7 protein-coding genes are annotated in these 13,878 nt (G+C 62.2%); all 7 read left to right on the top strand.

Features of this window, described 5'->3' with window-relative positions:
• The first annotated feature begins 83 nt into the window (after positions 1 to 83).
• The 7 genes from O3297_RS21665 to gluQRS all read left to right on the top strand — a co-directional run bounded on the left by O3297_RS21665 (position 84) and on the right by gluQRS (position 13,819).
• Positions 84 to 896 carry an outer envelope protein gene (locus O3297_RS21665; RefSeq protein ID WP_305050239.1) on the top strand — a complete coding sequence of 271 codons (813 nt, stop codon included), beginning with the start codon at positions 84 to 86 and terminating at the stop codon, positions 894 to 896.
• Positions 897 to 974: 78 nt separating this feature from the next.
• The gene (gene tssF / locus O3297_RS21670; protein WP_305050053.1) at positions 975 to 2,840 is read left to right on the top strand and encodes a type VI secretion system baseplate subunit TssF; all 1,866 of its coding nucleotides are present in this window, start codon (positions 975 to 977) and stop codon (positions 2,838 to 2,840) included.
• The gene (gene tssG / locus O3297_RS21675; protein WP_305050055.1) at positions 2,804 to 3,844 is read left to right on the top strand and encodes a type VI secretion system baseplate subunit TssG; all 1,041 of its coding nucleotides are present in this window, start codon (positions 2,804 to 2,806) and stop codon (positions 3,842 to 3,844) included. The genes tssF and tssG overlap by 37 nt, the downstream gene beginning before the upstream one ends.
• Positions 3,845 to 3,921: 77 nt before the next feature.
• The gene (locus O3297_RS21680) at positions 3,922 to 6,063 is read left to right on the top strand and encodes a type VI secretion system Vgr family protein (protein WP_305050057.1); all 2,142 of its coding nucleotides are present in this window, start codon (positions 3,922 to 3,924) and stop codon (positions 6,061 to 6,063) included.
• Between the two features lie 2 nt (positions 6,064 to 6,065).
• Positions 6,066 to 7,364, top strand: a complete 1,299-nt coding sequence (locus tag O3297_RS21685; RefSeq protein WP_305050058.1) for a DUF2169 domain-containing protein — start codon at positions 6,066 to 6,068, stop codon at positions 7,362 to 7,364.
• A complete protein-coding gene (locus tag O3297_RS21690; RefSeq protein WP_305050059.1) occupies positions 7,361 to 12,352 on the top strand; it encodes an RHS repeat-associated core domain-containing protein in 4,992 nt (1,663 codons plus the stop codon). Before O3297_RS21685 ends, O3297_RS21690 begins: the two co-directional genes overlap by 4 nt.
• A 546-nt stretch (positions 12,353 to 12,898) precedes the next feature.
• Positions 12,899 to 13,819 carry a tRNA glutamyl-Q(34) synthetase GluQRS gene (gene gluQRS, locus O3297_RS21695; protein ID WP_305050060.1) on the top strand — a complete coding sequence of 307 codons (921 nt, stop codon included), beginning with the start codon at positions 12,899 to 12,901 and terminating at the stop codon, positions 13,817 to 13,819.
• Positions 13,820 to 13,878: the final 59 nt, after the last annotated feature.

Genomic DNA, 13,878 nt, shown 5'->3' on the forward strand with positions numbered 1-13,878 from the left:
CCGTTTTCCCACACCGCCATCAGGAGCCGAAAGTGCCAAAAACCATACCGTGTCTGTTGCTCTGCCTCACTACCACCCTCGGCGTGGGCGCGACCGCCCAGGCTGCCGAATGGAGCGATACCGCGCTGAGCTGGCGCGCCGGCAATGATTACCGCGAGCCGTTCAATCCGGACGACATCAAGAAAAACATCTTTGCCATCACGCACGCCAGCGGCTACAAATACGGCAGCAATTTCGTCAACCTCGATTTCCTCATGTCCGACAGCAAGGACCCTGGCGCACTCGGCAAAACGTCCGGCGCACAGGAGGCGTATCTGGTCTACCGCAACACCATCGACATCGGCAAGGTGCGCGGCAGCGACATCAAATTCGGCCCCGTGCGCGGCGTCGGCGTCACCCTGGGCTTCGACGTCAACACGAAAAATGACGTCGGCTACAACTCGCGCAAGCGCATGCTGGTGGCCGGCCCCACCCTGATGTGGGACGTGCCCGGCTTCTTCAATACCAGCCTGCTGTTGCTGCGCGAAAGCAACGCCCCCAGCGGCGCCTTCCCGCCCATCTCGCAGGTGACGGGCCGCTACACGTATAAAACGCACGCCATGCTGACGGGCGCCTGGGCCATCCCCCTGTCGCCGCTGTTCTCGTTCGAAGGTTTCTTCAACCTCATCGACTCGAAAGGCAAGGATGAAGTGGGGCGCGACACGGCGGTGGAAACGAATATCGACATGCAAGTAATGTACGACGTGGGCGCGGCCTTGGGCAGCGCCCAGAACACCTTCCGCGTGGGCCTCGAATACCAGTACTGGAAGAACAAGTTTGGCAATTCGCCCGCCACCACGGGCAATGTGGGCCAGACGGCAAAGACGCCGATGATACGCGCGGAGTACCATTTCTAAAATTCATTGTTACGCATCAACACCCACGATCGCGCCTGATGCCAGCATGAAGCTTTCCCACTGGCGGAGAGCGCGACCGTGGAACAACTACTGCCATATTACGAGCGCGAGCTGGGCCTGTTCCGCCAGTACACGCGCGAGTTTTCCAGCCGCTACCCGAAGGCGGCCGGGCGCCTGCTGATCGCCGGAGAAACCTGCGAAGACCCGCATGTCGAACGCCTGATCCAGTCCGTCGCCCTGCTCACGGCCAGGGTTGCCAAGCGCCTCGACGACGCCTATCCGCAATTTACCCACTCCCTGCTCGACACCTTGTACCCGCACTACCTGCGGCCGTTTCCCTCGTGCTCCATCGTGCGCATCGCCGCCGACGAAGCACCAGGCGGCGGCCAGCTGGACCAGGTGACGCATGTGGCGCGCGGCACGGTGCTGCGCACGCAGCCGGTGCAGGGCGTGGCTTGCAAATTTACGAGCACCTATGACGTGACCCTGGCGCCGCTGGCCATTTCTCGCCTGCATTTCTCACCTGTCATCGACGCGCCGCCCGGCCTGCGCCTGCCCGCCGGCGCCAGCGCCTTGCTCAGCATTCAGTTCACCAGCAGCAGCGACAACTATCATCTGGATCAGCCGGATTTTGCCAGGCTGCGCCTGTTTGCCGATGGCGAACCATCCGTGCGCGCGGCCTTGCTCGACGCCCTGTTCCTGCGCGGCGCGGGCGCGTACGTGGCGCTGGACGAACACTGCCCGTGGCAAGCCGTCGATGGCACGCCGCTAGCGCCAGCCGGCTATGCGGAAGACGATGCGCTGATCCCCATTTCCGCCCGTTCCCACCCGGCCCTGCGCCTGTTGACCGAGTACTTTGCGTTTCCGGAAAAATTTCACTTCATCGATATCGGATGGTCCCTGCTGGCTGCCCTGCTGCCGAAACAGTGCCGCCAGTTCACCTTGCACCTGCCGCTCAAGGGTGTGCGCAGCGACAGCCACGAAGCGCGGCTCTTGTCCGGCGTCAGCCGCGACAACCTCTTGCTGGGCTGCACGCCCGTCGTCAACCTGTTTGCCAAATCCGGCGTGCCGATCCGCCTCACGCATACCGAGCCCGACTATGCGCTGGCGGCCGATGCCACGCATGCGTTTGCCTATGACATCCACAGCATCGAGGCCGTCACCGTAGTGCGCAAGGACGAGACCGGCGAGCGCCTGAGCAGCTTCTTGCCGTTGTATGCCTCGCTGCAAGGCGCCCAGGCCGACTATGGCCAGGAGCGTGGTCAGGAGCATGGACAGTACTGGCTGGCGCGCCGCGACGAAACCGTGGCCGCCATCAGTCCCGGTCACGAAATGCGCCTGAGCCTGATCGACCCGCAGTTTTCACCAAGCAGCGCGGCCTGCGCCACCGTCTCGACGCAACTGCTGTGCAGCAACCGCGACTTGCCCGTGCAGTTGCACTACGGTTTGCCCGGCGGCGACCTGCTGGCCGAAGACGTGCCCGACGGCATCCCCGCGCGCTTCCTGCGCAAACCGTCACCCAGCATGCGTTTCCTGGCGGACACGCACTGGCGCCTGATCGCGCACCTGTCGCTCAATTACTCGAGCCTGACGCAGGCGGGCCTGGGCGAATTCCAGAAAATGCTGAGCCTGTACGACCTGCCCCGCTCGCCCGCCACACAACGCCTGATCCAGGGCATCGTCACGCTCGAGCACTGCAGCACGCGCGCGTGGATGCCAACGGTCCCGTTTCCCACCCTGATGCCCGGCATCGCCATCCGCCTGGGCATCGACGAGCAAGCCTTCGTCGGCAGCAGCATCTATATTTTTGCCCAGGTGCTGCAACGCTATTTCGCCCTGAACAGCCAGCTCAACTGCTTTAGCCAACTGACGCTGCTGTCTCATCGCAGCGGCGAGGAACTCCTACGATGCCCAGAACGCAGCGCCGACGCCACGCCAGCGTGATCCAGCAATTGCTCGATGCGCCGCAGCGCTTCGAGTGCTTCCAGGCGCTGCGCCTGCTGCTGGCGTGGCTGGCCGAGCACGGCATCGATGAGCACACGGCGCTGGCAAAGCACATACGCTTCGACAACAGCGTCTCGCTGCGCTTTCCCGCCAGCCAGATCGAAACGCTCACGGCAAACAGCATCGGCGATGCGGATGCCCTGCTGCAAGCGCTGCTGTCCGGTCACGGCCAGCACATCCACCTCACGCCCACATTCATGGGCCTCCTGGGCTGCCAAGGCAGCTTGCCCAGCCACTATTCGGAGCGCATTGCCGCGCACCAGCATAGCGAACGCGAGAATAGCCCGCGCGCTTTCCTCGACCTGTTTTCCAGCCGCACCGTCGCCCTGTTTTACCAGGCCTGGCAAAAATACCGCATCGAGCAGGCCGGCCACAGCGGGGACTTCCTGTCGCGCCTGCTGGCCCTGGCCGCATGCCAACCGGGCCAGGATGAGGCAGCGGCCGGCTTGTACAGCGGCTTGCTACAGCAGCGCAACATCTCGTCCATCATCATGGCGCGCATCCTCGGCGACCACTTCGGCGTGCCTTGCCATATCGACGAAGCGACGGGCGCCATGGACGTGCTGGCGCCGCGCGAACAAACGGCGCTGGGCATGGAAAATGCCATGCTGGGCCAGCGCGCCCTCGTCGGCGAACGCTGCCGCCGTCCCGACCTGGTCGTACGCCTGCGCCTCGGTCCGCTCACGGCGCAGCAGCACGCCAGCTTCCTGCCGCGCGCCCCTGGTAGCCACGCATTGCGCCACATGCTGATGCTGTTCGGCCAGCCGCTCGTGCGCTACGACATCGTGCTGGTGCTGCGCGCCAGCGATGTGCGGGGGACGGCATTGACAACCGCGCCACAAGGCGGCCTGGGCTGCAACAGTTTCCTTGGCAGTGCGGCAACGCCGCGCCACCGCGATGACAAACATTACGAGATGCAATTGATGCCCTCATTCAACGATTGATCCTTGCGGCCGCACAAAACGCTTGTGTTTGCTATTGCTACAGTCGGCCAACGATCCCTAACGTGAAGCGATGCGCGATGAGCCTGTTCCCCGATACGACGGCGGCATGGACGGCATTAACGGGCGACATGCAGGGCCAGCGCCTGCTGCGCCTGCAGTTTCCGCATGGCGACGGGCCTGCCGGCATCCAGTTACTTGCCAACAGCCTCGACGCGAGCGAAAGCCTGTCGCGCGACTTTTCCTATGTGGTGGAAGTACTCTCCGACGACGCCCTCATCGCCCTCGACAAGGTGATGGGCAAGATGGTGAGCATCGAACTGGTGCGCGAAGACGGCACCTTGCGCTACTTCAATGGCTATGTGTTCGAATTCCGCTTCCTGCGCACGGACGGCGGCTTCGCCTTTTATGAAATGGTGCTGGAGCCGTGGCTGTCGCACCTGCACTTGCGGCAAAACAATGTCGCCTTCCACGGCTTGACGGTGGCGGCGCTGACGGACAAGGTCTTCGATGACTACCTGATGCGCGACTACAAGCTGGCCGCCAGCGGCCTCGACCCTGCCATCACTTACACGTGCCAGCACAACGAGAGCGACCACAACCTCCTGCACCGCCATTGGGAGCAACTGGGCTGGCACTACCGCTACGAACACCGCCTTGACGGTCACACCTTGTGGCTGTCCGACGACAGCACCACAGGCAAGCCCATCGATGGCGATCTGAGCGAAATCCCCTTCCAGCACCAGGCCGGATCCCTGGAAGACGATGGAGTACATCAATGGAGCACGGTGCGGCGCATGGCGCCAAGCCAGATGACGGTAGCCAGCTTCAATTTCAAGAACCCGCGCAGCGCCCGCGCCAGCCGCGACTCGCTGAACAGGCAGGGTGCCGTGCCATCGCTGGAAGTGTATGAAAACACGGGCAGCTACGGTTTTAAAAACATCGACGATGGCGAGGCGCTGGCGCGGCGCCGCATGGAAGAGGTTGACGCGCAGGGACAGCTGTTCGAAGCGCAAGGCAATGACCGCACGGCGCAACCGGGACGCTGGTTCACGCTGGGCGGGCATTTCGACAGTGCAGCCAGCGAATATCTGATCCTCTCCGTGCACCACCATGCCAGCAACAACTACCAGCAAGGGCACGGCGCCACCTCGCAATACAGCAACACATTTACCTGCATCCCCCGCGCCATCCCCTGGCGCCCGGGACGCAACTTCCACAGCCGCGAACCGAAGATCTATGGCGTGCAGACGGCCACCGTCGTCGGGCCGCCCGGCGAGGAAATCCATACGGATGGTTACGGACGGGTGAAGCTGCAATTTCACTGGGACCGCCTGGGCACCTTCGATGACAAAAGTTCGCCGTGGATACGGGTGATATCGAACTGGGCCGGCCCGAATTTTGGCCACATCAGCCTGCCCCGGGTCGGCATGGAAGTAGCCGTGCAATTTCTTGACGGTAATGTCGCCATGCCCCTCATCATCGGCTGCGTCTACAACGCGCGCAACATGCCGCCGTGGGATTTGCCAGCGAACAAGACGCAAAGCGGCATGCTGAGCCGTTCCTCAAAAAAGGGTTCCGCCGCGCACGCCAACGTCCTGCGTTTCGAAGACCGCAAGGATGCGGAAGAACTGTGGCTGCATGCGGAAAAAGACCAGCGCATCGAGGTCGAACATGACGAATCGCACTGGGTGGGAAATGACCGCAGGAAAACCGTGGATCGCGATGAAACCGTGCACGTCAAGCGCGACCGCACGGAAACCGTGGACCACGATGAAGACATCACCGTGCATAACAACCGCAGGGAGCGCGTCGACCATGACGAACACATCGACATCGGCGACAACTGCCGCGAACACGTGGGCGGCAACGAGCAGGTGCAGATCGACGGCCACCGTTCGGAACGGGTGACCCTGGCCAAGGAAGAGAGCATCGGCCTGGCCAAGGTGCTGACCATCGGCGCCGCTTACCAGACCACCGTCATCGGCGCCATGAACACCACCGTGGTGCTGGCGCAGGCGGAGCAGATCGGCCTGGCGAAAAGCGTCAGCGTCGGCGCCGACAGTACGCTCACGGCCACCGATTCGCACACGATGACGGTGGGCACATCCAGCATCACCATGATGCCCGGCCGCATCGAACTCGTTGCCGATGAAATCATCATCCGCGGCAGATCGAAGGTGCAGATCCATGGCGACGACATCGACAACAATCCGGGCTGACGATGAACGACGCCGGCACAGCCCATTTCAACATTCCCAACCTGCTTTTCGACAACCGCACGCCGCATGCGGCCAGCCAGTTCGACATGGTCGACCAGTTTGGCGCAGCCTTCCACGTGGTGGTGGCGCGCATGGGCTACACGCTTGGTCCCTGCGGCGCGGACGGCCTGGCCAGCCTGCTGCCCATGGCACAGCCATCGCCGCTGGCCACGGAAGACCTGCACCTGGATGGCGACACGCAGGCGGGCACCGTGCAGGAGAGCGACTTCGCGCCGTACAAGCCGCGCTGCGACGTGATCGTCAATGGCGTGGCGCACGCACCGCGCGGGCAAGCGATGCCGCAATTTCTCGTCAACCTGAAAGTGCAGTCGGAAAAGAAAACCCTGATCGACAAGACTCTGCAAGTGAGTGGCGAACGCGCTTTCCGCAAGAAAGCCGTCCTCACGCGCCTGGCGCAGGGCTGCATCCGCATCGGCGCCCTGGGCTGGCTGCGGCCCAACCCCTGGCACCTGTCGACGCCAAAACCATTCCAGCAATTGCCGCTGCACTATGCCTACGCATATGGCGGTCAATGCCGCATCGAGGCCGATGACTGCAACGCGGCGGCGCATGACTCTTGCCAGGCCAATCCCCTGGGACGCGGTTTCACGCGGCACTGGTACCTGGATGGGAAACATATCGATGAGCTGCCCGCCCCCCGTATCACGCAGCCGTCGCTGCCGTGCACGGCAGCCCAGTTCTGGCAAGGCGCGGGTGGCAAGGAGCTGCCGCCACCGGCGGGGCTGGCAGTTATCGGCCGTGGCTGGCTGCCGCGCCGCGCGCTGGCGGGTCACATCGCAATCAAGGACAAATGGGATGCCGATGAAGTCCCCACGTTGCCGGAAGACTTCGATTTTGCCTACTGGAACAGCACGCCGCCCGACCAGCAGTGCTCGCATCTGGCGGGACTGGAACAATTCACCTTGACCAATCTGTGCCGTCATGACCATCGCTCGGCCCGCATCGACCCGCGCGGCAACACCGTGCTGCGCTTCGCCCTGCCGAGACAAGTGCTGTACCTGCTGCTGGCGGACAGGAACGACCAGTTGCTCGTCTGGCGCCTGGCCATCGATACGGTGCTGGTCGACCCTGAGGCGGCCAGCGTGGAGCTGGTCTGGCGCGCCATCGTGCCGGCCGACGCGGGCCAGGTCGCGTCGCGCCTGCTGCACGTGATGGAGCCGGCGCAGATCGCCCGCATCGAACTGCTGGAGCAGGCGCAGGAAGCGCTAAGCGAAGCCGCCGGGCAAGGCAAGAAGCCATGACGAATGAAACCGTCACCAAGTCGGCGCGTTTCTATTGCGTCAGCCTCAGCCCCGACATTTGCAAGACGCCCGTGGGCTCCAGCACGCCCCCCATTCCCTACAGCATCACCGGCGAGTTTGCGGATACGCAGAACGCCTCGCCCAACGTCAAGTCGTACAGCGAGCCCGTCATCCTGCACCAGCGCAGCATCATTCCCACCGTCAAGGGCGATGCGGCCGGCAAGGCGGGCGGCGTCAAGAGCGGCACCGTCGGCAAGCAGGTCGACACCAAGGTCGCCAGCAGCATCCACCGCGCCAACGGCGCCTACCTGGTGCAGATGGGGCGCGAAGTATGGATGAATTCGCGCAATACCGTGGGCAAGATTTATGAGCGGGGTGGGGAAGCGGCCAAACCCGTGCTCCAGGAACTGAAGGCGGCGATACGGGAAGCGGCACAGGATTACAAGGATCACGGCTCCAGGAAAATGCATGGCGCCGCGGAAGATCTGGTGGACGTGGGCGGCACCGTCCTGACAGGCAGCGCCGTGCTGGGCGTTGCCGGAGTGGGCGTGGCGGCAACGGGAGTCGGCGCCCCCGCTGCCGCCGCGATGGAAGCGGGCGCGGCAGCGGGCGCTGTGGCCGGCACGGCGACCGTTGCGACAGGCACGGCCATGGACGCATCGGCCACGGTGCTCGACCAGGCAGCCGACTACATATTGACAGGCAAGACCCCTGATTTACTCAATACGGCCTCGGACATCGTCACGAATGCGGCAGGCACAGTATTGCAAACGGCGGTGTTCAGCAAGGTTCCGGGCGGGAAAATACTGAGCAAGTTCCTCGGCAAAAAGGCGGCGCCGACCATCGACAAGGTCAAGGAAAAGCTGGTCGGGAAAAAGCCGGACAAGCCACCGCCAAAACTCGACAAACCACCCCCGAAAAACGGCGGCGACGACGGCAAGAGCCGTGGCAGGAAGGAACCGAAATCGGAGCCGCCGTCCGACTGCTGCCCCAAGGATAGCGGCCCCGCGAAAAAACCCGTCAAGGGCCGCAAGCCCGTGCATTTCGGCACCGGCCAGGAAATCCTGTACCAGACGGATTTCGCGCTCGAACGCAGCATCCCCATCGCCTGGACGCGCTGTTACCGCTCCGGTGCCGAATGCGAAGACGGGGGCTTGCTGGGCGCGCGCTGGTCCACGCCCTACACCACCAGCCTGTCGCTATGCGATGCCGGCATCGTCTACCACGACGACAGCGGCCGCGCCCTGCGCCTGCCTGGCCTGGAACCGGGTCGGCAACACGACAGCCGCAAGGAAGGTTTTACGCTCACGCGCGACAGTGCCGACAGCTTCAGCCTGCTGTGGCGCGATGGCAGCGTCGACCGCTTTGCGCGCGCGGAAGGCGGCTGGCTGCCGCACGGCTACGACGGCGTCAACGCCATGCTGGTCCCGTCCGCTCCCGTCGCCACGCAACGCTTTGCACTCGTGCGTAGCGAAGGACGCGATGGGCGCGGCATCAGCATCGACCGCTTGATCGATGCCAAGCCGGGCGACGTGCTGCTGCGCCTGCGCAGCGACGATGGCGGCGTGCTCGAAGCCATGCGCGGGGAAGCGGAGCAGGCCATCCACATCGGCAGCATCGACGAGATATTGCCCGACGGCAGCCGCCTCTGCCACGTACGCTACGAATACGCAGCAGAAACAAACGAGACGCAGCCGCCATTCGCGCCCCGCCACAACCTGGTCAGCCAGTCGAATGCGCTGGGCGACACGCGCAGCTATGCCTACCGTCACCATTTGCTCACGTCGTGCAGCAGCTACACGGGTTTTATGTACGAGCTGGAATGGATCAGCCTGGACGCGCTGCGCGCCCGCTGGAGCGGATCGCCGCTGAGCGAGCAGGAGCTGGCGCAGCACCATCCCGTGACCCTGGCCAACAGCTACCAGGCGCGCGCCATCGCCACGCGGGCGTGCGATGGCAGCGAGCACACGCGCATCGACTACGTGGACAACGACACCAGCCGCGTCACGGAAAACGGCGGTGTCCTCGAGTACACCTTCGACGCTAACTGGCTGGTCACCGAAGTGCGCCGCGTGCTCGACGGCAAGGCTGCTTCGCTGGGCCGGCGTGAGTGGGATCGCGATGGCATGCTGCTGGCCGATATCGACGCCAACGGCGCCGCCACGCGCTACGCCTACGATGCGGCCGGCAACCTGACCCGCAGCACCGATGCCAAAGGACACAGCAGCAGCATCGACTACGACAGCCAGAACCAGCCCGTCGCCTTCACGGATCCGCTGGGCAACACCACACGCCGCGACTACGATGATGCAGGCCGCCCCGTCAGCATCACGGACGCCTTGGGCCACGTCACGCGCTACCGCTACGACCCGCGCGGCCAGCTGGTGGAACTGATCGACGCCAGGGGCGGCAGCAAACATTTCCAGTACAACCGTCAGGGCTGGCTCACCAGCTACACGGATTGCTCCGGCCACACCAGCGAATTCGCCTACGATGCGCTGGGGCGGCTGGAAGCGGCCCGCGATGCGCTCGGCCATGCCACCCGCTACGAATATGATGCGCTGGGCCGCCTGATCCGCCTCACGGCGCCCGATCAGACCCGGGAGCAATATGCCTACGATGGGGACGGCAATCTGGTCTTGCACGTGGATGCGGCCGGTCAGCAGACGCGCTACCGCTACAACGGCCAGGGCTTGCCCGTGGGGCGCACGGACGCCATCGGCCAGACCTTGCAGTATCGCTACGACGCTGCGCTGCAACTGACAGAATTGATCAACGCCAAGGGCGAAAGCTACCAACTCGCATATCATGCGGAAGGCTGGCTGTCGTCGGAAACGGGCTTCGACGGCAAGCGCACGCACTACAGCTATGACCCGGCCGGCAACCTCACTGTCACCGAGTGCGGCAGCCAGCGCACGCAGTTGCTGCGCGACGCGCTCGGTTTGTTGCAAGTCAAGACCACGGCGGACGGTGCGGTGCGCTACGCCTACGATGCGCTGGGCCGCCTGACGGCCGTCTCCGCGCCACAAGCCGAACAGCGTTTCTTCCATGATGCGCTGGGCCAACTGATCGAAGAACGCAGCGCCTGCTTTTTGCAAACGCTGCCTGAAGCGGCCAGGCTGCCGAACACCCCGCGCGCGCCGGACGCCAGCTTTGTCATGACGCATTCTTATGACGAACTGGGCAACCGTATCCAAACCGTCCTGCCGAATGGACGCCGCGTCGACACCTTGCGCTACGGCTCCGGTCACTGGCATGGCGTGCTGTGGCATGGCAAGACCGTGGTCGATGTCGAACGCGACCAACTGCACCGCGAAAAGCAGCGACAGCTGGGCACCAGCGGCTTGCTGGCCACGCGCCAGTACGACCCGCAATCGCGCCTCACCCGGCTGACCCTGGCACGCGGCGCCGACGCGCCCGTCCCCGTGCGCGAGCGATGCTTCGACTACGATGCGCAGGGCAACTTGCGCACCATCTCGCAGACAGGCACTACGGCCGCCGGCCCGCTCGGCAAACTGCGCTACGCCTATGACCCCATCGGCCAATTGCTGTCCGCCGTGCAAGCGGGCCTGGCCGAACACTTCGCCTTCGACCCGGCAGGCAATCTGGTCGACACGGCTCCCGCCTCCGGCAACGTACTGAAACGCTACGGCAATACCGAATACGACTACGACGAACAAGGCAATGCCACCGCCAAGCGCTTCCATCCGCCGGGCAGGGAGTCGAGCTGGAGCGACCTGGAGCTTGAATACGACGCCGAAAACCGCCTCAGCCACGCCACCCGAACGGAACGCCAGTCACGCCACAGCGCCCACTACTTTTATGACGCCTTCAGCCGCCGCATCGCCAAACGCGTCGAGGAGGCCCGCTGGAGCAAGCAGCAAGACATCACCAAAGACCAGCCCACCTGCAAGAGCGCCACCACCACCTTCTTCGTCTGGGATGGCGACACGCTGGCGCAGGAACTTGGGCGCGACGAGACGGTCACATACCTGTACGAGCCGGACAGCTTCGTGCCGCTGGCCAGGATCGGTTCGCCAGCCTGTCGCCAGGCAAGCTCAGTCCACCTGCCACGCGTCGCGCAATGGGATTTACCTGCCACCCGACACGACACCGAACTCCAGGCAGCCATTACGCAAGAGCAGGCGGACACCGAAGCGCAGCATGTATCGGCATGGCAGCGTACCCAGGCGGCAGCCGACGGCGCGGCAGCACACGACCGCATCACCCACTACCACTGCGACCACCTGGGTACGCCGCGCGAGTTGACGGATGCGCAGGGGAGCGTGGTCTGGAGCGGGGGCTACAAGGCCTGGGGGCGTTTGCTGCACGTCGAGGGAGAAATCGAACAGCCGCTGCGGTTTCAGGGGCAGTATGAGGATCAAGAGACTGGACTGTTTTACAACCGGTATCGCTACTATGATCCGGATGTGGCTAGGTATGTGACGCAAGATCCGATAGGACTATTAGGTGGACTTAATAGTTACCAATATGCACCAAACCCTATACTCTGGATTGATCCACAAGGATTAAGTAAAAAATGTCAAAAAAATTCCTCATGCGATCCTTGCGCAGGAAAAAATCCATCAGCCACAGCGAGGAAGTGGCAAGGCACCCATCCATACATAGGTGTTGATAGCTATAAAAATATGGCCATACAGAAAGGAACAACAATATATGCGCTTTACCATCCGGCACAAGGAAATAATATCCCCAGCTACTTCGTTGACGGAAAAACACTGGCTGCCGCAGGATGGAACCATAAAAAGCTTCATGATTTAGTTCAAGTTCAGAGTACACTGACTGATCCGAATGGACGCCCACCCAGAACATTAGTTCGACAATACACTGTTATTAATACTATCTGCGTGGCAAGTGGAAGAGCTCTTCGGAATGGACAATTCGGATCTGGCGGTGGTCGCCAAATGTTTATAGCTGAGATAGACAAAATAAATCTCATGCAAGGTTCAAATATTGGGCTCAAATAATGATAAATATCAGGACAAACTTTCTCAATGGATCCATAACAATAGAAGGGCGCCCCATCCCAAATAGAGAATCATTGTTTTTAAAAATAGAAGGAGAAAAATTTCTTAAATCATCGAGGAACGAAATAAAAAAAAGCACAATATACAGAATTGAAACAATGGAACACTACAGAAAATGCTTCATTGAATCCATTTCAATCAACTACAACTGCAGCAAGATCAAAAAAATAACTATAAATTTCATAGAGAAAAACAAAAAACAACCATGCTCCGCAAAATCGACAAAGACCGCAATAACTCTAGAGAAAATAACAAAAATAAAACCACTAGAACTAGGAATATCAGAAATTAAATTCACATTTCAATGGGGAACCATTAATTTATCATATGATATAAAGACATCTTCTTCAACGGCAGTCGTCAACTATAAGAACCCATGATTTTTTGAAAAATCAAAAACTGATTTGACTTGAATATCACACTGAACCATACTTAACGTCTCAACGTAGTGCCAGCACATACATCTCGGTAAAAATATTCATCTGCATGTCCTCTCCTATCGCCCCCTACATCGGCCGCTTCGCCCCCTCCCCCTCGGGCCCCTTGCACATGGGCTCGCTCGTTGCCGCCATGGCCAGCTATCTCGATGCGAAAGTGCATCGCGGCACGTGGCTGCTGCGCATCGAGGACCTGGACTACGACCGCAATGTCGAGGGTGCCGATCTCGGCATCCTGGCCAGCCTGCAGCGCTGCGGCATGTACTGGGATGGCGAGGCGACGTGGCAGAGCAAGCGCTTGCCGCTGTACGAGGCGGCGCTGAAGCAGTTGCAGGATGATGGCCTCGTGTATGCGTGCGGCTGTTCGCGCAAGGAGATCCAGGATTCGGTGCTGCAGGCGGGCGGACCCAAGGGTGGGGCCGCCGTGTATCCGGGCACCTGCCGGCACGGCTTGGCGCCGGGCAAGGCGGCGCGGGCCTTGCGGCTGCGGGTACCGCAGGGGACCGATGCGGTGTACGCGTTTGCCGACCGCTGGGCGGGTCCGCAGCGGCAGGATCTGGCCAGTGAAGTGGGCGACTTCATCGTGCTGCGCGGCGATGGCTACTGGGCGTACCAGCTGGCCGTGGTGGTCGACGATGGCGCGCAGGGCATCACGCAGGTGGTGCGCGGCGCGGACTTGCTCGATTCCACGCCGCGCCAACTGTATCTGCAGGACGTGCTGGGCTTGCCGCATCCCGGCTTCCTGCACGTGCCCGTCGTCACGAACGACAGCGGCGAAAAACTGTCCAAGCAGACGGGCGCCCTCGCCTTCGATACGGCAAGCAATGCTGCTGACCTTCTGGCGTCGGCGCTGCAGCCGGCCGCCCGCTTCCTGGGACTCGACGTGCGCGCCGACAAGGTGGAAGATTTCTGGCAGCAAGCCATTCCCGCCTGGGCACAGCGGCTGGCACAACTTCCCGAGCGGGCATAAAAAAACCCGCCGCGGCGAACCGGGCGGGTAGCAATGCAGGCGCCAGCACATGGCCGGCG

The organism is Janthinobacterium sp. SUN128 (assembly GCF_030587275.1).
Classification (GTDB): Bacteria; Pseudomonadota; Gammaproteobacteria; order Burkholderiales; family Burkholderiaceae_D; genus Janthinobacterium; species Janthinobacterium lividum.

Bases quoted from the DNA above. Each gene is read 5' to 3' on its own strand.
- O3297_RS21690 (WP_305050059.1), top strand. From the start codon at position 7,361: ATGACGAATGAAACCGTCACCAAGTCGGCGCGTTTCTATTGCGTCAGC.
- gluQRS (WP_305050060.1), top strand. From the start codon at position 12,899: ATGTCCTCTCCTATCGCCCCCTACATCGGCCGCTTCGCCCCCTCCCCC.
- tssG (WP_305050055.1), top strand. From the start codon at position 2,804: ATGCCCAGAACGCAGCGCCGACGCCACGCCAGCGTGATCCAGCAATTG.
- O3297_RS21685 (WP_305050058.1), top strand. From the start codon at position 6,066: ATGAACGACGCCGGCACAGCCCATTTCAACATTCCCAACCTGCTTTTC.
- O3297_RS21680 (WP_305050057.1), top strand. From the start codon at position 3,922: ATGAGCCTGTTCCCCGATACGACGGCGGCATGGACGGCATTAACGGGC.